The 22,563-nt window shown below is 45.5% G+C and carries 19 protein-coding genes and 1 riboswitch; of the genes, 3 read left to right on the top strand and 16 right to left on the bottom strand.

Translation table 11 applies throughout. The features are described from left to right. Positions 1–91: 91 nt before the first annotated feature. The 9 genes from FN831_RS24040 to FN831_RS24000 form a co-directional block, all read right to left on the bottom strand. Positions 92–2,281 (bottom strand): TonB-dependent receptor, encoded by a 2,190-nt coding sequence (locus FN831_RS24040; protein ID WP_142530760.1) that lies wholly within the window; start codon positions 2,279–2,281, stop codon positions 92–94. Positions 2,282–2,331: 50 nt separating this feature from the next. Beyond that, positions 2,332–3,333, bottom strand: coding sequence for an ABC transporter ATP-binding protein (locus FN831_RS24035; protein ID WP_142530759.1), 1,002 nt, complete (start codon positions 3,331–3,333; stop codon positions 2,332–2,334). Beyond that, a complete protein-coding gene (locus tag FN831_RS24030) occupies positions 3,333–4,361 on the bottom strand; it encodes an iron ABC transporter permease (protein ID WP_221931400.1) in 1,029 nt (342 codons plus the stop codon). Before FN831_RS24030 ends, FN831_RS24035 begins: the two co-directional genes overlap by 1 nt. Before the next feature lie 62 nt (positions 4,362–4,423). Beyond that, on the bottom strand, positions 4,424–5,593 hold the full coding sequence (locus FN831_RS24025) for an ABC transporter substrate-binding protein (RefSeq protein ID WP_142530758.1): 1,170 nt from the start codon (positions 5,591–5,593) through the stop codon (positions 4,424–4,426). A 26-nt stretch (positions 5,594–5,619) separates the two neighbouring features. Then, a riboswitch (cobalamin riboswitch) is annotated at positions 5,620–5,805 on the bottom strand. Between the two features lie 36 nt (positions 5,806–5,841). Then, positions 5,842–6,378: an AAA family ATPase gene (locus FN831_RS24020; RefSeq protein ID WP_142530757.1), complete on the bottom strand. Its 537-nt coding sequence runs from the start codon at positions 6,376–6,378 to the stop codon at positions 5,842–5,844. 6 nt (positions 6,379–6,384) lie between these two features. Continuing rightward, complete coding sequence (gene cbiB, locus FN831_RS24015) at positions 6,385–7,320, bottom strand: adenosylcobinamide-phosphate synthase CbiB (RefSeq protein WP_142530756.1); 936 nt, start codon at positions 7,318–7,320, stop codon at positions 6,385–6,387. Further along, positions 7,305–8,312: a pyridoxal phosphate-dependent aminotransferase gene (locus FN831_RS24010; RefSeq protein WP_142530755.1), complete on the bottom strand. Its 1,008-nt coding sequence runs from the start codon at positions 8,310–8,312 to the stop codon at positions 7,305–7,307. The genes cbiB and FN831_RS24010 overlap by 16 nt, the downstream gene beginning before the upstream one ends. Positions 8,313–8,314: 2 nt before the next feature. Continuing rightward, positions 8,315–9,820 carry a cobyric acid synthase gene (locus FN831_RS24005; protein ID WP_221931399.1) on the bottom strand — a complete coding sequence of 502 codons (1,506 nt, stop codon included), beginning with the start codon at positions 9,818–9,820 and terminating at the stop codon, positions 8,315–8,317. Between the two features lie 77 nt (positions 9,821–9,897). After that, positions 9,898–11,094: a hypothetical protein gene (locus FN831_RS24000; protein WP_142530754.1), complete on the bottom strand. Its 1,197-nt coding sequence runs from the start codon at positions 11,092–11,094 to the stop codon at positions 9,898–9,900. 182 nt (positions 11,095–11,276) lie between these two features. Between FN831_RS24000 and FN831_RS23995 the strand changes: the two genes are divergently transcribed. Next, entirely contained in the window at positions 11,277–12,506 is a 1,230-nt protein-coding gene (locus FN831_RS23995) for a peroxiredoxin family protein (protein ID WP_142530753.1), read from the top strand. A gap of 89 nt (positions 12,507–12,595) precedes the next feature. Here the strand turns inward: FN831_RS23995 and FN831_RS23990 are convergent, their stop codons facing one another. Further along, positions 12,596–13,807, bottom strand: coding sequence for an inositol-3-phosphate synthase (locus FN831_RS23990; RefSeq protein ID WP_142530752.1), 1,212 nt, complete (start codon positions 13,805–13,807; stop codon positions 12,596–12,598). Positions 13,808–14,315: 508 nt separating this feature from the next. On the opposite strand from FN831_RS23990, the gene FN831_RS23985 reads away from it, so the two are divergent. Then, positions 14,316–14,687, top strand: coding sequence for a VOC family protein (locus FN831_RS23985; RefSeq protein WP_142530751.1), 372 nt, complete (start codon positions 14,316–14,318; stop codon positions 14,685–14,687). Between the two features lie 211 nt (positions 14,688–14,898). Then, a complete protein-coding gene (locus FN831_RS23980; protein WP_142530750.1) occupies positions 14,899–15,585 on the top strand; it encodes a DUF4397 domain-containing protein in 687 nt (228 codons plus the stop codon). A gap of 91 nt (positions 15,586–15,676) precedes the next feature. Here FN831_RS23980 and FN831_RS23975 read toward each other — a convergent pair whose 3' ends face one another. The 6 genes from FN831_RS23975 to FN831_RS23950 form a co-directional block, all read right to left on the bottom strand. Further along, positions 15,677–17,983 (bottom strand): TonB-dependent receptor domain-containing protein, encoded by a 2,307-nt coding sequence (locus FN831_RS23975; protein WP_142530749.1) that lies wholly within the window; start codon positions 17,981–17,983, stop codon positions 15,677–15,679. Positions 17,984–18,054: 71 nt separating this feature from the next. Beyond that, positions 18,055–18,423, bottom strand: a complete 369-nt coding sequence (locus tag FN831_RS23970; protein ID WP_142530748.1) for a hypothetical protein — start codon at positions 18,421–18,423, stop codon at positions 18,055–18,057. A gap of 18 nt (positions 18,424–18,441) precedes the next feature. After that, the gene (locus FN831_RS23965) at positions 18,442–19,227 is read right to left on the bottom strand and encodes an SDR family oxidoreductase (RefSeq protein WP_142530747.1); all 786 of its coding nucleotides are present in this window, start codon (positions 19,225–19,227) and stop codon (positions 18,442–18,444) included. Between the two features lie 10 nt (positions 19,228–19,237). Then, positions 19,238–20,098 carry a fumarylacetoacetate hydrolase family protein gene (locus FN831_RS23960; protein ID WP_142530746.1) on the bottom strand — a complete coding sequence of 287 codons (861 nt, stop codon included), beginning with the start codon at positions 20,096–20,098 and terminating at the stop codon, positions 19,238–19,240. A 7-nt stretch (positions 20,099–20,105) separates the two neighbouring features. Next, a complete protein-coding gene (locus tag FN831_RS23955; RefSeq protein WP_142530745.1) occupies positions 20,106–20,870 on the bottom strand; it encodes an SDR family NAD(P)-dependent oxidoreductase in 765 nt (254 codons plus the stop codon). 27 nt (positions 20,871–20,897) lie between these two features. Continuing rightward, on the bottom strand, positions 20,898–22,562 hold the full coding sequence (locus FN831_RS23950) for a UxaA family hydrolase (RefSeq protein WP_142530744.1): 1,665 nt from the start codon (positions 22,560–22,562) through the stop codon (positions 20,898–20,900). Between the last annotated feature and the right edge of the window lies 1 nt (position 22,563).

Below are 22,563 nucleotides of genomic sequence, written 5' to 3'. Positions count from 1 at the left end.
CGTATAGATTTAAAACTTCATCGCTGCCTGTTGATCACAACGATGAAGCCAAGGTTTAAATTTAAGAATTTTTTATCAGCTCTGATTTCATTTAAAAGCTTAAAGCATATTTGAGGGAGAAGTTACGGCCTGCAAGATTGTACCCGCGCTTTTCATAATAATTCTCATCTGTGATATTGTTCATCAGGAAACTGATGGTGTGTTTCTTTTTGTAGGTGTATGCGGCACCAAAATCCAGGGTCATAAACTCAGGGTAAACAATTTCCGGCGACAACGGATCGTTGAAATCCGTATCATTACGTTTACCCACATAACGTCCGCTCAAACGCAGGTCAAGCCCTTTTAAATTGTTATATTCAAGGCCATAGCTGGCCGTAAAATCAGCCACGTTATAAATATCCTTCGCCGTTTGGGTGCCGTCAGCGGCAATCGTTACTTCTTTAGCTTTAGCAGATTTTGTAGCATCGGCAAACAGCTTCAGTGCATAGTCTTTGTGTGCCAGTGTTCCAAAATCCAGGGCAAAATCTGCCTCGAAACCATTGATATTTGCTTTATTCGCATTAACGTAGGTAGTGATGCTATTGATCTGTAATCCACCGGGAGTTAATTGTGTGGCAGGCGGAATGCTGCGCTGTGTAGTGATCCTGTCCTTAACCGAAGTGCTGTAATACGTAAAATCAGCGCTTAAACCCAGTTCAGATTTTGAGATTCTTAAACCTGCGTCCCAGGAAATACTGTTTTCATTTTTTAAGCCGGGATTTCCCTGGGTAACGGTAGCTTTGCCGTCCGACAGGATTTCGGAGTATCCCGCCACATTATAAGCATCAGGGGTAACAAATGCCCTTCCTGTAGTTGCATGTACAGTAAACAGCTTTGTTACTGCATACTGAGCTGCTAAACTGGGGCTCACAAAAGGATTGGTCTGTTTCCCGCCCGCATAGGTGGTTAACAGGGGCGTTTGTTTTACATCATAGGTGATCAGGTCCATACGGATACCGGGGTTAATTACCAACCGGTTGTTTAGAAAGTTCAGCTGGCCCTGTACATAGGCTGCCGCGGAGCTGAGACTGTAATTTGGTGAAAAAGGTGCTTTCTCTGCACCTGTTGCCAGAAAGGATTTTGAACTGGTGGCAGCATTGCTGTAGTCTAAACCAAATATTACGTTATGCTTTCCTAAAGACCAGGCATCTTTGGCCTGTATACCCTTCCAGCTGGTTTCACTGCTGAAGGAAGCGTAGGGAGCAATTTTTACACCAGAAGCAGTAAGCGTATAGTTCAGGTTATTTTCTTCGGAAGTATACCCCTTTAGCGACAGCTTGTGACTGAACAGATTGCCGGAAAGTGTTGCTTCTTCATTGTGGCGCTCGATATCTTTTGTGCTGGGCTGTGCATTGCCATAAAAGATATCACTTGGCGCTTCTACACCTTTGGCAACGAAACGCTCTCCCCTTACATCCAGTCTCCAGGTATCATCAATCTGATATCCCAGGCGCAGGCTTCCCGTATTATAGTTGAGCCTGGTATAGTCGCGCCTTAATCCATCAGAACGGTTATCATCTACTTCAACGGGGCCTGTTGTATAGTTTTTTACCGCTTTATCCGCATCAAAGAGATTCCTGAAAAGATTTCCTTTTCCCAGTTTCATGTTTTTATTCCTGTCGTAACTGAGGAAGGATAAATTAAAATCCAGCTTCTTTGTGATATTGCCGCCTGCATCGGCACCCAGTTTTGCGGTTTCATACGAGCCATATTCTGCAAATACATTGCCGTGTACATCGCCGAAGGACTTTTTGGTAATGATATTGACCACCCCGCCCATGGCAGAAGAACCATATAGAGCTGATGCCGGTCCTTTTAGCACTTCAATCCGTTCAATATCCGCAGGATTAATGGTTGCAATACTTGCCGTACCTGCCGGACGGCCATCAACCAGCAGCAATGAACGCTGGTTTAAGCCACTGATCTGTGGCCTGAAACCACGGATTCCGATCCCGGCAGAAAGCCCCGGGTACTGGATGATATTTACGGAAGAGTTCTTTTTAAGTAAGTCGGTTACTTCGCCGTAGGCAGTTAGTGCCATCGCCTGTTTGCTGATCACCGTGATATTTTGCGGTACATCGCGTCTCTTAGTTTCGGTACGTAAAGAGGTGACCACTACCTCGTCCAGTGCATTGGTTCTAATGGTATCAGCTTTCTTATCCTGCGCCAGTGCCGGACTGCTGATTAAAGCCCCGGCGATCAGCACATTTCTGAAAGATATAAATTGTAAATTTTTATTCATTTGCTTGTTTTATATTGATTTATTGTTGTTTGTGATGACGGGAGAACGGCCTACAGAGCCTCAAGAAATTCTCTGATCGAATAGAATTTTTGTTCAGTCCCTGTCGTTTTCATTGTCCATTGTGTTGCTTCGGGGTTTTCAGCTATCGTAATCAGGATACTGGCATTGCCCGATGTACTTATGGCGTAGCCCTTTCTGATCAGGGCTTTCCTGGTCCAGAAAGCGGCGGTTCCATCGCCATGTACAGCTACATCTTCCTTAGCGGTGATATGGACGGGGAAAGTGCCCGTTGCAGCATCAAATGAAATTCCGTCCTTATCAAAAGCCTGCCGGAAAGCACCGTTTAAGACCAGTTCTTCCGGCAGTCCGGCCGCCAGATGGCCATTGCTGTCCATCAGCCAGATCTGATCCGCAACCTGCAGTGCCAGGTCCAGTTCATGTGTGGAAATAAGGATCGCCTTTGGGCTTTCTTTTGCCAGCTGATGCAGCAGCCGCATCAGCTGGATGCGACTGGGAAGGTCTAAATGTGCGGTGGGTTCATCCAGAACAATCAGGGGCGTATCCTGTGCCATCGCCCGCGCAAGCAATACTTTCTGACATTCGCCATCACTGAGGCTATCTATTTTACGGTTCAGGAATTCAGCTGTGCCTGTCATCTGTACGGCTTTGCTGATAGCAGCTTTATCCGCTTCGTTCAATATACCAAGCCAGCCCGAGTAAGGATAGCGGCCAAGGGCGATCACTGAATACACATCGAGGTTGCCGTTTCGGATATTATCAGTAAGCACCAAACTTATCTGCCGTGCCAGTTCAGCAGGTTTTAAGCGGGACAGATCGCGCCCGTTTAGGACAACCGATCCGGAAACTGCCTGCTGCAGACCCGAAACTGTGCGGAGCAGCGTTGATTTACCGCAGCCGTTTGGCCCAAGCACACAGATCATCTGTCCGGGGTACAGGGATAAATCCAGGGGACCGGCAATGGTGCTGGCCTGTTTTTTACCGGCATGATAACCGATATGAAGCCCGGTAGTTTGTAAGACCACATTTTCCATCAGAATCCCCTTAGTTTGCGTGGCCCTGCAATGATCCAGATCACCACCGGTGAACCGATTAAAGCTGTAATTACGTTAATTGGTAAAACTGTCTGACTTCCGGGCAATTGAGCTACAATATCACAGGTAAGCATTAATACTGTCCCTATAAGGCAGCATGCAGGGATCAGTACACGGTGATTTGAAGTATTAAACAGCGCCCGGGCAAGGTGGGGCACTGCGATCCCGATAAAAGCGATAGGTCCGCAAAAGGCAGTGATCCCACCGGCAAGGATGCTGGTGCTGAGCACAATGACCAGACGGGCGCGCTTTACGGTAAGGCCCATGCTGCGCGCATAGTTATCTCCAAGCAGCAGCGCGTCGAGCATTTTGGAGGACAGAAAGGAGATCACCAGTCCCAGGGAAACTACGATTGCAAGGATCAGCAGCTGGTTCCCGGTGACTCCGCCGAGCGAGCCAAAAGTCCAGATCAGGTAATCTTTGATCAGCTCCGGAGAACTGAAGTACTGCCAGATACTGATCAGCGAAAGGGTGATATTTCCGATCATGACCCCAACGATCAGCACAATGACATTGTCTTTTAAGGAGGATGATATGGATACAATCACCAGCATAATCAGCGCTGCACCCAAAGAGGAAGCAATAATGATCAGCCAGCTTCCGGACAGCCCCAGTTCCCTGATGGTGTACAAACTAGTGAGGCTGCCTACGGAAAACATCACGAGGGCCACGCCGAGGCTTGCACCAGCGGTAATGCCCAGCACCGAGGGGCCGGCCAGCGGGTTACGGAAAATGGTTTGCATCTGCAATCCGCTGACGGATAGCCCGCAGCCCACAATAATGGCTGTGAGCGCCTTGGGCAGCCTGATCTTTTCAATAATATAGATCCAGCTTTCATTACTGGCGTATGGTGTAAACAATACCCTGATCACTTCCTTTACAGGAATATGCACAGAACCAAAGGCTACATCAAGCAGGAAAGCAATCACCAGCAGCGACAGCAATACCAGAATTTTTAACTTGTTCAATTGTGTAAATTTTGCGAAAATGAGTTTAGCCAGCGGTGTAATCGGCGCAGCGCTGCCAACAATCAGTTCAGTTGTTTATAATATACCAGCTGATGCCCCGGCAGCAGTTCGGGATGAAGGATCCTGATAAGGTCGGCCAGGATCAGCTGCGGGCTTACCGAACCTGATTCCCAGTAATCATTAGATCCCAGGTCGTTTACCCTTTTGTTGTTGTTAAAAATTGTCCCACTTTTAAAGGGTTTGAAGTCAGCGTACCGGGCATCCAGGGCCTGGATATCTTTTTTAGAATCCACATAACCCGCATTGATCCAGAAATCTGCCTTTAGGGCCTCGGGCGCAACAGTTTCGAAGTTGAGGGCGAGGCTGCCTTTACCTTTTACGCTGCTCCATTTGTATTTTGTTCCGGCGTCTTTAAAAAACTGTGCCATATAACTATCCCCATCGGGCACGTTCCATACTCCTTTGTAGGGCATTCCGCTGATAACAGCAGGTTTGGTTTTTGCATTCCTGCCGATCTCTGCCAGACGGTGATATTCTTTTTCTATCGCATCAAACTTTGCATTTACAAACTCTTCCTTATTGGTTAATGCAGCCATTACCTTTACCCATTCGGCACGTCCAAGCGGCGTGGTTTCCAGCCATTCAGAATTGAGCATTACCGGTACACCGGCATTGGTAAGCGTAGCATATTTTGTGAATTTGGCATCGGGATTGCCCATTACGATCACCAGACCGGGTTTCATGCTGATCAGCATTTCATCGTTCATGGTTCCGTCAACGCCCACATCCTTTACTTTGCCAGCAGCGATATTTTTCCGCACAGCGGGAGAGGTGATATATTTAAAACTGCCGAGGCCAATGATCGCGTCTGTCACGCCTGCAAATTCTGCCTGGGCCACATGTGTGGAAGCCATCGCCACCAGGTTTTGCACCGGAATGGTAATCAGCTGTGCTTTGGTATAACCCTCAGGAGCTTTTGCGCCTTTCTTGAGCAACACGTATTGGGCAGTATCGGCCGCATGCCCTATACCGGAATAGATGCTCAGCAACTTATAATTGTCAAAATAGTCGATACGAAAGCCCTGGGCATACCTGATTTCTGCACTGCCGGTTCTTGCGGACGTTTGTTTTTTTGCAGCGGGCGCCTGCCTGCATGAACTGCTCAGCAACAGGAAAACCAGCAAACAGAAGAATGTTCCTGTAAGTGAAGGATAGTTTGTTTTTCTCATCATAACTGTTAGCCTTTCTTCCGAAAGCGTAAGTAAACATTTATAAGGCAGGTCTTCTGACTTCCTCTAACTGCTGCCTTCCCCTCCTTGCGGAAAGTGGCCTGTTAACAGTTATTTTTGATGAGGTTTACAGCAGCGGAGACTGTTCTGGATTTACACCAGCATTCCCTATTAAAGCATTTCCTAAGAAATACTACCTAATGCTGCAAACCTAAGACAAAAATTTCAACATTAATAAAATCAGGAACCAATTATTTTACAGCATCTAAAATAAAGGAAATGCGGAGCTCTTCGGATGCCTTTGGCAGTTCGAGCAGTTCAAAGCCAAAGCCGGTATAGGTTTCCCGGATGATATGGTAGATCGCTGTGGCTTCTTCAAAACTTTGCCAGCGCTCGGAGTCGTTTACATAAATCTCTTCCCATGGCGGAAGAATAAACACCCGTTTTTCATAGGGATGCGCTGATAAACCGGACAGATAGCTTTGAGGAACAGGGAGATTGGCAATCCGCAGGTAGGCAATTACATCAGGGATGCCACGGTCAAAAAACGTCATTTCGTTTTCCGGAGCCTTTTTCCATGCCCGGGTCATTTCGGCGATCACCTTGTCAGAAAAGCAGGAAATATCCAGCCAGGGAAGGCAGTTGGAGCCTTTGGCCACCTCAGCTTTGATCATCTCCCTTGAAATCTCGGCAGAGCAGGTGTAGCCTGCTTTTTCCAGTCCTTCTACAAGCGTGGATTTTCCCGAACCCGGCCCTCCGGTGATCACATATCTTCTGTTATGGTCCATTTTGGATTAAAAGTGAAAAAAGTAGATCACAATGGATAGGACCATGATGAGGCAAACGCCCTGATTGATACTGCTTACTACTTTGAATTCTTCGTGTTTGATTTGCCTGTTATTGACACCAATATAGGGTTTGTCTACCATCTTTCCATGATAAATGTTTGGTCCGCCGAAGCGTACATCCAGGATTCCGGCCAGTGCCGACTCAGGGTAACCGGCGTTCGGGCTTTTATGCTGATGTCCGTACAGGAGCACAAAACGCCATCCGCGGAAGCTTAGCGTAACCAGCAGCATCAGTATTGCGGTGATGCGCGCAGGAATAAAATTGGCAACATCATCCAGCCGTGCTGCGAATTTACCAAAGTACTCATATCTTTCATTGCGATATCCGATCATAGAATCGAGTGTATTGATCATTTTGTAGGTAAGCATCCCCGGTACACCTGCAATAAAGTAGAAAAACAAGGGCGCCACTACCCCGTCACTGAGGTTTTCTGACATGGTTTCGAAAACTGCCGTACGGACCTGCTGTGCGCTGAGCTGAGAGGTATCACGGCCTACAATCCAGGAAAGTTGTTCCCTGCCTGCCTCCAGCCCCTTGTGCTGCAGGGCATCGAACACTTTTTTCCCTTCTGTTATCAGGCTTTGATTGGCAAGCCCGTAAAATATAAAGGCGGTAGCAAAAGGAAAGTACAGCGGCACACAATACACGAGTAAAAAATGGACAATGCTGTAAAAAAATAAGTATATGCCTGTGCAAAGCAGCAGCACCATGGCCAGGCCTTTCAAAAAACGGTATTTTCCATTATTCAGCCGTCGTTCGGCAATGCCGATAAGGGTACCAAAAAAGCGAACCGGATGTGGCAGACGGTACGGATCGCCAAGTACCAGATCCAGCAGGTATCCTGCCAGCAACGGAATGATGATGATTATATCTGTATCCATTCTGATAAAGCGTTGATTAATATTTGGTTTTTCTCAGGACTTAACGTTGCAATCCTGATATGGTTTTCTGAAAGTCCCCTGAAATTTGCTGCGTCCCTGATTAGAATATCGAAATTATCGAGCAGCCATCTTTTTAGCTTTGCAGCGTTTTGAACTTGTGTTTCTGCGAGGAAAAAATGAGTGTGGCTGGGGTATGTTCTGACCGGCGTACCTGCCAGTGCCCTGACGAAATTATCTTTATCTTTTAATATCTGCTCCAGTGGCAAAGCCAGATTTTCCATATGATCAAAGATAAAATGCCCTGCCTCCATTGCCATGGCATTAACCGTCCAGGGCTGCTTTTCTGATCTGAGCAAATTGATCAGTTCTGGTGAAGCAACGATATATCCGAGACGCAAACCGGGTATGGCGTAGGCCTTGGTCATCGAGCGCATAATGATCAGATTAGGATATCGTACCGTAAGTGCCAATACAGAAGTAATTGAAGAAGTAAACTCTATAAAAGCCTCATCTACAACGAAAATTGTTTTTGGGAACTGACAAATAGTCTGCTCCAGATTGTCTATGATTTCACCTGTAGGGTTGTTGGGGTTACAGATAAACAGGAGGTCGGCAGCGATTTTTCCGCCGAAATCCTGCCAGTGAATAAAATCAAGCGAATGCCCGTGCATGCGGCAGGCGTCTTCGTATTCTGCAAAAGCAGGAATTACGATTGTAGATTTCCGGGTTTTAAAGGCCTGCGCAATCAGGTAAATGCTCTCTGTACTTCCGTTGGTCACCAGGATATTTTGATCAGAAAGACCGTATGCTCCGGCGATTTTTTCAGCGAGGCTTTCCGCAATCACTTCGGGATAGCGCATCACCTTGTCCCATTGTGCAAACAGGTGTTCCTTTAAACCTGCGGGTGCCCCGCCATGGTATACATTGGTACTGAAATCAGCTAGTACAGGCTTACCGTGTAAATATCCGTCGTCTCCGTGTCCCTTAAGCATTGCTAGTATTTTAAATGCTGATAAACCTGTTCAATATCCAGGTTCGCCCTTAATAAGGCCGCCAGCTTATCATATTGTTCATCGCGGAAGGACTGGTAATCTCTGCTTTCAACCTTTACATCTGTATAAGGGGCAACAAGATCATTGATCACTACGGCATTGTCTAAGATTCCATGAAGATAGGAACCCCAGCATTTATCTGAAAGATAATAACCGTCAGGCTGCCCGTCAGACAGTACGGCGGTTTGATGCCTCATACTGAGTTGATTTTTCTGTTCCGTACCGGCTGATATTGTAGTTTCGCCCATATGGATTTCGTATCCTTTGCATTGCTCAGCGCGGTCCCTGAAGCTGAAGCTGCATTGCCTGGTGGTTTTCTCTGCGAGCAGCACGGTCTGTACAGGCAAAATTCCAAGCCCTGTAATTTCGCCGTGCAATGATTCTACATGCAGGGGATCTGAAATTGTTTCGCCCATCATTTGATAACCACCGCATATACCGATCACCGTTTTACCACTTTTATGTGCGCTGATGATCGCTGCTGCCATTCCGTTATTCCTGAGCCCGATCAGATCTTCGATTGTGTTTTTACTTCCGGGCAGGATAATGATATCTGCTCCGCTGATTCCCGATATCGTGTGGGTATAATATAAATTGAGCCGCTCATCTTTATCAAGACGATCAAAATCCGTAAAATTAGACATCCTGCCGAGCAGCACTACGGCAATGTTAACCTTATCTTTTACCGGCTCTCTTTTTTTCTGTTCCAGGGCTACGGAATCTTCCTCTTCGATAAAAATATCCCTGAAGTATGGCAGGATGCCAATCACAGGTACTTTGCAAAGTTCTTCAATAATCTTTTTCCCCTCCTGGAACAATGCGGCATCACCACGAAATTTATTAATGATAATCCCCTTGATACAGGCCCGCTCGGCAGGCTCCAGCAACTGCATGGTACCATACAAACTGGCAAAGATACCTCCCCTGTCGATGTCAGTAATCAGATAGGTGGCGGCACCGGCAGCAATAGCCATGCGCATATTGGTGATGTCCCTTGCTTTGAGGTTGAGTTCTGAAATGCTTCCTGCGCCTTCCATCACGATGGGATGATATCTTAAGGCCAGACGGGAATATGCCAGCTTAACTTCCTCAAAGAGAGCAGACCGGTCGCCCGACATAAAGTATTCCTTTGCAGTCTGGTTGCCGATGGATTTGCCGTTGAGGATCACCTGCGAGGTTTTATCTGAGGTAGGTTTGAGCAAAACCGGGTTCATATCTGTATGACAGGGAATTCCTGCAGCTTCGGCCTGTACGGCCTGAGCACGCCCAATTTCCAGTCCCTCGGGGGTGGCATAACTGTTGAGCGACATATTCTGCGCCTTGAAAGGTGCAGGTGCATAGCCGTCCTGCTTAAATATCCGGCAAAATCCCGCTGTGATCACACTTTTCCCTACATCAGATGATGTTCCTACGAACATGACAGGCCTGAGTTTTTGTTGCATTTCCATCAACTGCAATTGTACACTTTTATCACGCAGCTTACAAGTGTATATTTGATTCTGTAAAAAATAATCGCAGGGCGTTATCAGTACAGGGGATCGTAGTGATAAACAATATGATACGGTACGTTTTTAAGATTTGCTGCCAGTTTGCCCACAGGCAGGTCTTCAATTTCGGGAGTAGCTTCACACACAGAATAGATTTTTCCCCCGTACCAGATAGGGTCTCCCACGGGTTTACTGAAGGCTACAGCCATCGTAATATGTCTTGGGTAGAGCAGAGCGATCATCGGAAGGTTGTATATCTCTTTGACAAGGTAAAAGAACAGTGCCGCGCGGTCATCACAATCGCTGTAAGTGGAAGATAACGTCTCTTCCGGGGACATGCGTTTTTCTTTGCCAAAGTTCTCCTGGTCGTTCTCGTACAAAAAAGCGTAGCGTGTAAAGCGCATCAGATAATCTACCCCTTTCTTCTGGTCCATTTTACCGATGTTTTTTTTCAGTAAGGGGATCAGGGAGCTGTAGGTTTCCTTGCTGAGGGGAATGTTAAAATAGGTCTCAAAGTCTACTCCGGGATAGTTGGCAAAGATAGTTTTTACCGCCGCATTGAGTTTGATAGTAAAATGATATTGCTGATGATCATAGGTGAAGTTCAGTTTTTTCTCGGTGTAACTGGCGGGACTGAAATCCGGCATGCGTGTAACTTTGTAGGAAAAGGGATTTTTAGCGGATGGGCATTCAATTTTTACCGGAACCGGGGGATCATCATTGAGATTGGATTGGGCATAATCATGGTAGTTGAGGCACATGTACTTTTTCCCATCTACCTCAAAAAACGGAATATCAGATATATCTTCATCATTGAAAACATAAAATATCATCCTGTGCCCGCTAAGTGCCAGGCGGGCATCGTAGCCGGATTTAACCAGCATAAACCATTTATAAAAGGTATAGCTGCCATAGTTCTGCTCTTTGGGGCAAAGTTGCTGCGCCACCTTGCGGATCAGCTGATAGTACAGCCAGTCGTTCAGCTGATATTTTTCCTTGTAAGCCAAAAGCGAATCGATCAGCGGCCTGTAGTTGGCAGCTTCAATGGATGTGTATGCTTGCTTTACTGCTGCTGCCGAAGGATCTTTGGGAAGGTCTGCAGCGATTGTACCCTCTGGAACAAAATAAAAATTATGACCATAGAAGTCGACCGGCACAGCTTTCTCCTGCCCCTGCACTACCGGGAGCCCGGCATACAGCAGCAATGTGACAAAGATAACCTTTAACCTGTTCATGATAAATAATCTGGCATATTGAATATACGCAATTTGCCTGACAGGCAGATGATTATTTTATCAATTTATATTGGTGACAATACTGTTACTCTATATAATCAGTAGATTTTAATAAGAATGTTATCTTCGCATCAATTATACTGTTATATTCACCTGTTTCAAAGACAATAAAAAACTTACCTATGTTAAAAGCGCTTTCAATATTCAGTTTGCTGGGCCTGCTGTCGTATGGCACAAAAGCCGATCCGGTCCTTCAGCAAGGCAGATGGCGTGCCGCCCTGCACAGAGAAGATGGAAACAATATCATCTTTAATCTTGATGTGGAACAACAAAAGGGAAAAACGATTTTGTATGTGGTAAACGGCCTGGAAAGGGTGCCGGTAAAAGATGTGAACAGGGTTAACGATTCATTATTTATTGATATGCCGGTATTTGAATCATCATTCAAACTCAAAATCATATCAAAAGATAGTATTGCCGGGACATGGATTAAGAGAGGTTCTGTTAAAGATCTGGAAATGCCATTTACCGCGACTGCGAAACAGGCTTACCGCTTTGCAGCTGTGAACGGAAATGCAGCAGTAAACGTTGAGGGAAAATGGAAAATTGATTTCATGAAAGGCGGCGGGCCTGCTATTGGTAACTTTGCACAGAAGGGCAATGTGGTAACAGGATCAATCCTTACCAACTCTGGTGACTACCGATTTCTCGCTGGAACTGTTACAGGCGATCTTCTACAGCTTTCAACCTTTGATGGTGTACATGCCATGCTTTTTACAGCGAAGGTAAAGGGGAAAGAACTAAGCGAAGCAAAAATGTTCAGCAGCAAGGCGCCTGTTCAGGAATGGTCGGCATTAAAAGATCCGAATGTGCTCTTACCCTCAGAAACCTTAACCAGGATCAAAGATGGCCAGGATGGTACACTTGATTTTACTTTTGTTGACCTGGACGGAAAACAGGTATCGATCAAAGATGAACGTTTTAAGGGCAAAGTTGTAGTCATCCAGCTGATGGGTTCATGGTGCCCCAACTGTATGGATGAAACTGCTTTCATGAGTGCCTATTATGATAAAAACAAACAACGCGGTGTGGAGATGATAGGCCTTGCCTATGAATACACTACTGATCTGGCACGCTCAAAAGCAAGTTTAAGCAAATTCAAAAAACGCTTTGACGTACATTATCCCCTGCTCATTACTCCGGTTACGGTATCAGATCCGCAGCGCACCGAAAAAACTTTGCCACAGTTAACAGGGATCAAGGTTTTCCCTACTACACTGATCCTGGACAGAAGCGGTAAGGTAGCGGAGATCACTACGGATTTCTTTGGCCCGGGAACTGGCGAGTATTACACGAAATTTAAAGAAGAGTTTGAGAAGAAGATTGATAAGCTACTAAAGAACAAGGGTTAATATCACCTCATAATTGCCAGTAAAAAATAAACCCCGCTCAGGCCGAATCCTAAGCGGGGTTTATTTTTTATAAGGTCTGTACTTTTATATTATACAGCCTGTGCTACTGCAACTTTCAGTTGTTTCCTTGTAGAAGTTGTTAATTCACGTTTTGCAAGTGCATGGCATTCATAGATTGCATCGCTGAACATCATTTGCTCTGGCGGGGTTTTCTGTGTAGATGCAGAAGGGCCTCTCAATGCGCCTACCAGGCCTAATTCTCTGGCTACGTATACGTATCTGATTGCGTCAATTACCACTCCTGCGGAGTTAGGAGAATCCTGAACAGAAAGCTGTGCATCAAACACTACGGGCGCACCCATAAAGCCTTCTAATTCCAGACGGAAGTTAGCTACCTTGTTATCTCCGTAAAAAGCTATATATTCAGAAGGGCCTGCATGCAAGAAACTGTCTTCCGTAGAGATACCCCTGATATCATTCTGCGCCCTGATCACGTTCTCTTTAGATATTTTTTTAGATTTTAAACGGTTCTTATCTTCCATGTTAAGGAAGTCTGTGTTGCCGCCAACGTTCCTTTGAATGTGTGCTTTCACATGGTGGCCTCTTTCAAAGGCAAGTTCCTGCAGCATTTGAGATACGATACTTGCACCAAACTGGCTGCGCATATCATCACCAATGATCGGGATACCCGCATCGATAAATCTTTTTTCCCAAACCGGATCAGAAGCAATAAATACCGGTATACAGTTTACGAGTGAGATGCCCAGTTCAAGGCAGATCTCTGCATAAAATTCTGTTGCCAGCTGTGATCCAACGGGCAGATAGTTGATGAGTACTTCGGCATCATGCTCACGTAAATGAGCGATGATTTCCTCGCGTAATGCATTCACCTGGTTTTTATCATATGAAATACCATCCTTAAGCAGATCTGTATTTTTAAGTTCGTCTTTGATCACGAACCTGTTGGCTTCAGGATAGGTAGACATTTGAGGAGACACACCATCGATTACAGGAGACCTGTAAATTGGAGCTTGCGACTCGATATCGGCATTTAATACCATCGTACAGTTTGGCTTGGCAAAAATAGCATCCTTTAAGGGGCTGCCGATCTTTCTCTCATCTACATCAAATCCACAAACAAATTCTATGTTTGCTGCTTTGTATCCACCGATATCATCAGCCATTAAACCTGATGTTTTATCAGTAAACTTTGTATAATATTCTACGCCCTGAACGAGCGAGCTTGCGCAATTGCCTACGCCTAAAATTGCAACTCTGATTTTTTTTTCCTGGTTTTGCATTATCGAAATTGGTTATCCTTAATTTTTGAGACAGCGGACTTTTAAGGCAGAATCCATCCCTCTCATCCAGGCAAAAATAGAAATCAGATTACAATTTCCATCATTGTTCTTAACAATATCGGAAAAATTAACACGTGCAAGATTAAATTTTACATTCTGACAACTTTAACTTCATAGTCAGACTGTATAAAAAGGAGGCGTTTGACTTGAAATTAGAATGCTTAGCGAATTGCGCAAATAAAACAGCAGAAGTATTGCAGCGGAATGTGATTTACCTTTCAAATTTATTATTTATCAAGGAATTAACCTATTATGAAATCAAAAAAGTGGAAAAATGAAGTTGCTAAAATGATTTAATATTTAAAAAGGAGCCATCACGCCACAACGGTTTTTTTCAAAACAAACCCTTCCTAAAATTATTTGTTATGCAACATGATAAACCGTAACAATCTTCACGACATTCACCGGCTGGTGAGTCCTGAAGACAAAAAAAGCACGACAAAGACAAATGAAAAATTATAAAGATCAACAGACTATTATACCCTACCTCATGCTGGTAAATGCAGTAGCTTTTATTGAGTTTGCCCAAACTGTATTTAATGCGGAAGTACTTTTAATCAATATGGCTGAAGATAACCGCACGGTGCTGAATGCAGAGATCAAAATAGGGCATACTGTGATATTGCTCTCAGAGGCAAAGGATAAATATGGAAAAGCGGCTGGTAATTTTTTTATTTACGTAGGTGATGCCGACGAAGCATTTAACCGCGCGATATTTCACGGGGCTTCTATCGTGACTGTGGTTACCGACATGGATTACGGAAGATGCGGAGGTGTGGAAGATCCTTTTGGAAACACCTGGTGGCTGACTACCGCTTAAAACAGCATTGTCTGTTTTTATATACACCTTTTGAGAATACCCGACTTTCCTGTAAATTGACCTGAGTTATCCCTAACACGCTGATTTACTATCCACATAAGCGCATCAGGCTCATGAATAAGAAATAATTTTACATCATGGTTCAACAGTTGTAATGAGGAGAATCACGACACTAATGTTGTGTGCATATTACCTATAAAAAATTACTTATATGAAAACAAAATCATTATTTAAAAATCTATTTACCGGAGCAGCAGTTCTGGCAGTATCAGTATTTATTTCTTCATGCAGCAAAAATGACGTGGATGATTCTGGTACTGCAAGTATTAAAGTTGTAAATGCTTCTCCAACTTCTACCCCACAGGGTTTTTACCTGGCCAACAAAACTATTGTACAAAGCGGGCTTGCGTTTGGTAATGAAAAAGATTACGTGATTACCAACTCTGGCAATAACCTGGAATTACAGTTCCGCAATGACGGTTCAGCAACAGCATATGCAACAGGTACTTTTAATGTTGACCGTGGCAAAACGTATACTGTATTCCTGGCTGGCGACGGACAATCTGCAAGGGTAAAGCTTTATGAAGATGACCTTACTGCCCCTGCAAGCGGACAGGCTAAAGTGAGATTTGTGCACCTTAGCGATGCAGCACCGGCAAGTATCGATATCAGAAATGCCGGAGGCACCAACATCGTTGCCAATCTTGGACGCGATAATGCCAGTAGCTTTGTAGCAATGGCACCTGGTATTCTTTCTCTGCAGGTTTACGGAGCAGGACAAACTACCAATCTTGGAAACTTTGACATCACTACTTTAGCCGCAGGAAAAATCTACACTGTATATGTTGCAGGTTCAACTGCAGGAAACATCTCGGTTCAGAAGATTACGCATAACTAATATTGAGGAATAAGAAGAGGTGCAGCTTTACACTGCCCCCAAAAAGTGTCTAACTTTTTGGGGGCAGTGTAAAGCTGCACCTCTTTTGTTTTTACAGGAAATACTTTAGAGACAATCCCGCATATCCGTTCCGTTTTGGCGAAGGATTAAAATATGCAGGCTGACCGCCGCTGGCGGCAGCGGCATTCAGTGATATGATAGAACTATAAGATTCATCAAAGATATTATCAAGGCCTCCGTAAATATTCATTTCAAATGAAAGGCCAAGCTTTCTCTTATAACCAACTTTAGCACCGGCTACTCCATATGATTTGTTGTAATCTGTGTTGCTGTCATTTAAGGGCATCCTGTCATTATAATAATAGTTGAGGTTAACATACAGGCCAAGTCGGGTTTCTACATCCAGTCCTGCGCTTAAAACCCAGGGCGCTACTCCCGTCAGCTCATTCCCATTATAAGTGGCGGTAACCTGGTTAGCTGCATTCAAAACCTGGTAATCCTTGAATGTGAAATCTGAATAGGTTAAGGCTACAAAAGGCCTCAGGCTGGCAATTGCATTTTGATCATCCGGTTTCAAGGCCTGCCATGATAAAGCCAGCTCTGCACCGTTATGGGTAGTTTTACCGGCATTATTATAGATGGTAATGCCCTGCTGAACAGACTGCGCAATGAGTTCTCCCTTCATATCCATTTTGAAAACCGCCAGATCGTAGCTGAACCTTGAATGAAAAAGATTTCCTTTGGCATTGATCTCATAATTCACGGCTTTTTCTGCCTGAAGATTTGGGTTGATGGAGCCATCAACATTTTTCACTTCTGAACTTGAAGGCGGAGAAAATCCGGAGCTGACGCTGGCATGCAGGCTCAGTGCTTCTGAGAAGTTATGGCTCAGGGCGATACGTGGTGTGGCCTGTGGTTTAAAATCCTTGATCCCGCTTTGTGCCGGAATGAGGTAATTGGAGACATCGTATTTGAGGCTGTTGTAACTAAGGCCAAGGGTAAGCAGTGTCTGGCTACCCAGCTGGGTTTCTGATTGATAAAACAGCGAATATAAGGTATTTCGGTAATCAATATTGGCGGTTAAAGCCCCCTCCTGTCCCTTATTATTTACATATTGCGTGCCCTTTGTAAGCCCCTGATTAAACTCCGTGCCTACAATAAATTTGGTAGGCAGTACAGTAAATGCGGGCTCATAGGTAAAGCTTGTCCGGCCGCCATAGCTCTGGTAAAAATTGCGCAGGTAGGCGTATGGCAGCGGATGGTTGAGGTCGTACGAATATGTAAATACACTGGTACTGTTCGAAAACTGATCGTTGAACTTGTATTGCTGACCAAGGCCTACCCTTGTCCAGGTTTGATACCGACCAGCCTGTTTATCCAGATTACTTGCATTGGCCTGTTTTGGATCTGCCTCTACCTGGCTTGCGGTTAAAGAACCCGGGATTTGTGAATATTGTGTGGTCCTGTTCAGCAACAGCGTGATGATCCGTTTATTACTGGGGAACAGCTGGAAATTTCCGGACAGGAACCTTCTCATGTCATTGCTGTGCTGCCGGTAACCATCATACTCCTGCCATCCGTAGGATACGTAACTGTTGATCTGGTCGCCTCCGCTTCTGTAGGTAGCTGCCAGGCGGTGCAGGCCATAACTGCCGGCCAGCGCCGATGCTTCAAAACTCTGCTCCCCATACGGGGAACGCTGCAGCTGAAAATTGATGACACCTCCAGTTCCAGCACCGTAAATACTTGATGCAGGTCCTTTGATCACTTCGGCCCTGCCGATACTGTTTACATCCAGCGCCTCTATGCGTGTTGTTCCGTCCGCTTCTGTTACAGGAATATCATTGAGATATACTTTGATATTTCTCAACCCAAAGGAAGAACGCACTCCATTGCCCCTGATTGAAATCCGGGCTTCTGATAAGGTGCTCTGATCCATTCTTACGCCCGGGATTGCATTCAGTGCCTGCTGAAAGGACATGCCGCTGCCCCTGTTGATATCTTTACTTGTAATAAGGGCAATTGCACCTGCAGTTTCCTTTTTGGTGCGGTTACCGGCAAAGCCTGTTACACGTACTTCGTTCAGGTTAGATTCGTCGGCATCCAGCTGGATATTTATGACATCAGCCTTTTCAGTGTAGTCTACTGCCTGCGTTTTAAAGCCCACCAATACAAATCTGATCAGGTGGTCAGAACCCGATTGCTGAAATGAGAAATGGCCATAGCGGTCTGATTCTGCAAGAACCTGATCCTTGGCATTTTTAATACTTACACCGGCAAGTGCCTGTTTGGTTTGGGAGTCGTATATATTGCCTGTAACGGCTTTATCCTGTGCCTGCGCGCCAACACTAAGTATAGCGAAAACAACAAGCACAATGATGTATCTGATGATGTTCATTAGTTTGCGAAATAAAAGTCCATAAAAAAACCACCGGTATCAATTGATACCGGTGTTATACAATAAGGATTTTATGCGCGTGGAGGCTGAAAGATATCAGCAGCAAACTGAGGCAGGCGAAATGGTATTTCACTCTGGTATTCCACAGAGATATGCACTGCGTAGGGAGAAAATGTCAGTCTTTCAACTACTACCCCCTGCTGGAATAAAGACCGCTGCTCTTCACGGTCCCTGCTTTTTTCTTTTTGCTCCGCCTGTTTGAGCTTCCGCATCAGGTAACACTTACCATTACAGTGCAGCTGAGGTTTATCGCGGTTGACACACAGTGCAGAGGCGATATAATTCTGGTTCAGTTCAAAACCTGCATATACAAACAGCTGACTGATATTTGCTGCCAGCGTTGTAAAAATGAGTAGATGTGCAAGAATGCTTCTGAACATTTTGCAAATATATAAAATCTAAGCGCTAACCGATCTGTCTAAATGAACATAACCACCGTCTACGTACATTAGCTGTCCTGTAGTGTGGCTTGATCTTTCAGACAACAGGAACAAAACTGCGTTTGCAATCTCCTCTGCCGTGGTCATCCGGTTTTCAAGCGGGATCTTTGCCAGTGTAGCTTTTAGCCTCTCTTCAGGATCAGGCAGCGAGTTGATCCAGGTTTCATAAAGCGGTGTATAACATTCTGCCACGATCACCGCATTTACGCGGATGCTGTATTGCAAAAGTTCTACAGCCCATTCTCTGGTTAGCGCGTTTCTGGCGCCATTGGATGCGGCGTATGCAGAAGTTCCGCCCTGACCTGTCTCGGCTACTTTTGAACCAATATTGACAATAGCTCCCTTGCTTTTCTTTAACCAGGGAAGGCAATGCTGTGCCATCAGGTAATAATGGATCACATTTTTATGCAGACTGCTCACAAAAGCATCATAGTTTCCGCTTTCAAGGCCTACACCATCATTTACGCCCGCATTATTGATCAGGCCATCAATCCGTCCGAATTTTTCGGCCACCTGCTGAACAGTAATACCTGCCTGCTCCGGATCAGTCAGCTCTGCAACCACCTGAAAGGCTTGGAGGCCTTGTACCGAAATGGCGTCCAGCAGCCTGTTGTTATCTGCTTCATTACGGCCTACGATCACGGGTATAGCACCTTCGGCGGCCAGCTGGCGCACAATTCCTTCTCCGATTCCTTTTGCGCCACCGGTTACGATTACCACTTTATCTTTTAACTGCAAATCCATTATAATGATTTTATCCCTGTTTTACATAGGCTTTAAGCTCCTGTTTAGCAGCTCCAAGTCCGTCAATTCCCAATTCTACCACGTCGCCTTCTTTCAGGTACACCGGTGGGTTAAATCCTAATCCTACTCCTGCAGGTGTTCCTGTAGAGATCACGTCACCCGGAAGCAGTGTCATAAACTGGCTCAGGTAAGAAACTACCGTAGGCACATCAAAGATAAAATCAGATGTATTTCCGTCCTGCATCATCTTACCGTTTACGCTCAGCCAGAGGCGAAGGTTATTTACATCTCCCAGTTCATCAGGTGTTGCCAGGAAGGGCCCCATAGGTGCAAAAGTATCGCAGCCTTTACCTTTATCCCAGGTACCGCCTTTTTCGAGCTGAAATTCGCGTTCAGAAACATCGTTATGCAGGGTGTAACCCGCTACATAGTCAAGCGCATCGGCTTTGTCTACATAAGATGCTTTTTTGCCGATCACCACCGCAAGTTCTACTTCCCAATCTGTTTTAACAGAATTTTTCGGAATCACAATCGGATCATTTGGCCCCACCAGTGAGGTGGTAGATTTCATGAATATAATAGGCTCGGCAGGAATCTGCGCATTGGTTTCTTTAGCGTGGTTGGCATAGTTCAATCCTATACAAACAATCTTTGAAGGACGGGCAATCGGAGAACCCAAACGTGCACCTGCGGGAACTTCAATCAGCGCGCCATCATTGGCTTTTACAAATTCTTCGAGTCTTTCCAGTCCATTGTCCTCAAAAAATTCTTCATTGTAATCTCCGCCGAAAGCCGAAGTATCGTATTTTACATCGTTAATGATCACGCCAGTTTTTTCTTTACCGGCTTCACCCCATCTTATTAGCTTCATATCAGTATTAGTTATTAAGTTTTATAAATCCTCCGTCAAGCGGATAGTCATTTCCTGTTACAAATCCGGATTCTTCGGCACAAAGGTACAATGCCAGTGAGGCAACCTCATCCGGTCTGCCCATTCTGCCAACAGGCTGGCTTTTTGAAAGTTTTGCGAAGATTTCTTCTTCCTGGCCGGCATAGTTTTTAGCAATAAAGCCATCCACAAACGGTGTATGCACCCTTGCCGGCGAAATGCTGTTACAGCGGATCCCATCTGCCATATAATCCCTGGCTACAGACATCGTCATTGCAAAGATAGCGCCCTTGCTCATGGAGTAGGCAAACCTGTCGGTAATCCCTACTACTGCGGCAATAGATGCCATATTCAGGATCACGGCGGTTTTACTTTTTTTCAGTAAAGGGATCCCGGCAAACAAAGTATTGTATGCACCTTTGACGTTCACCTCAAATACTTTTGTAAAATCTTCTTCGCTTGTTGTATCGGCTTTTCCGATGTGGGCAATACCAGCGTTATTTACCAGGATATCCAGTTTCCCGATCTGAGTAAAGATTTTTGCTACTTCCTGCTGACTGCTTACGTCACATCCGTGCGCAAATGCAAGTCCCTGTTTTTCCTTAATCTCTTTTACAGTTTCCTCAGCTGCCGCAGCATTGAGCTCAATGATATGCACCGCGGCACCCTGCGCGGCAAATAGTACAGAAATAGCCTTTCCGATACCACTTCCACCGCCGGTGATGATTGCTGTTTTTCCTTCTAAACTAAACATATGTTCAATGTTAATGAATTTCTCAAATTATAATGAAACACCTCTTTTCCAGGGGATAAAATCATCCTGTCCAAGCTCCACGGCCTTAGGCTTGATGTTCCCGCTGGCTACGTCGATCATATACCTGAGCAAACGCTCGGCAGCCTCTTCGATGCTTTCCCTGCCTTCAATGATGGTTCCGCAGTTGATATCAATAATATCAGGCATCTTATTATATAGAGCTGTATTTGTAGAGATCTTGATTACCGGGGCTACAGGATTTCCGGTAGGCGTGCCCAGGCCAGTAGTAAACAGCACAATGTTTGCGCCGGAAGCCACCTCGGCGGTGGTACTTTCTACATCACTGCCGGGGGTGCACAGCAGGTTCAATCCCGGTTTGGAAACCTTATCAGGATAATCTAAAACTGCCGTTACCGGAGAATTTCCACCTTTTTTGGCCGCGCCGGCAGATTTGATGGCGTCAGTGATGAGGCCGTCCTTGATGTTTCCGGGTGAAGGGTTGGCATAAAAACCTGAGCCGGTTGCTTCCGCGAGGGCATTGTAGGTTGTCATCAGGCCCATAAAACGTTCAGCTGTTGGCACATCCACGCAGCGGTCGCTCAGCTCCTGCTCTACCCCGCATAGCTCGGGAAATTCGGCAAGGATCACGCTGCCGCCCAGGGTAACCAGGATATCTGAAAGGTGTCCAAGTGCAGGGTTGGCAGAAATCCCTGAAAAACCGTCAGAGCCTCCGCATTCTAATCCTATACACAATTTGGACAGGGGCGCCGGACTTCTATACTGCTGGTTGGCCTGCATCAGTCCCGCAAAAGTCTGCTTGAGCGCTTCTTCCAGCAGTTTGCTTTCAGTGCCCAGTTTCTGCTGCTCAAGGATTACGAGCGGCTTTTTGAAATCAGGATCACGTTTTCTGATCTCGTCCTGCAGGATACTTGCCTGTGCATGCTGGCAGCCCAGGCTCAGTACCGTTGCCCCGGCCACATTGGGATGTGTGATATAACCCGCCAGTAAACCGCATAGGGTATCAGAATCCATTCTGGTACCGCCGCAGCCCATATCATGGTTCAGAAATTTAATACCATCAATATTTGGGAACAATTGGTTTGCCGGACTTACTACAACAGAGCGCTGCAGGTCGGCATTTAAAATGTCTTCAACCGATTTCCCGGTGTGATAAAGCGCAATTAAACTGTCTACTTCATTTTCGTAGCTTTTTGGCTTTTTAAAGCCAAGCTTACCGATCAGTGCCTCTTTGAGCACTTCAACATTACGGTTTTCGCAAAACACCAAAGGGATCACGATCCAGTAATTGGCTGTGCCCACACTTCCGTCTTCACGGTGAAAGCCCATGAAGGTCTGGTCTGCAAAGGCAGATACATCAGGTTGCTGCCATTGGGTTTTTCTTTCACCCAAGGCATAGTCTTCTGCCGCATGCACTACATTATCTACGGTAATGGCTGTGCCAAGCGGAATATTTTCACTCGCTTTGCCCACCAGTACTCCATACATATGGATCTGGTTGCCGGGCGCAAGCGCCGTCAGCGTAAACTTATGCTTGGCCTGCACGGCTGTCAGCAGATCAAAGCTTTGTCCGTTGAAGTTAATGCGCGTTCCCGCAGGCAGATCTACCAGTGCCACCAGTACGTTATCCAGCGGATGTATTTGTATATACGACGTTATTTGTGTTGCCGACATA

The sequence above is a fragment of the Pedobacter westerhofensis genome (assembly GCF_900182595.1).
Taxonomy (GTDB): Bacteria; Bacteroidota; Bacteroidia; order Sphingobacteriales; family Sphingobacteriaceae; genus Pedobacter; species Pedobacter westerhofensis.
The sequence above is the reverse complement of the archived record's forward strand: the minus strand, read 5'-3'. Positions and strand labels throughout refer to the sequence as shown.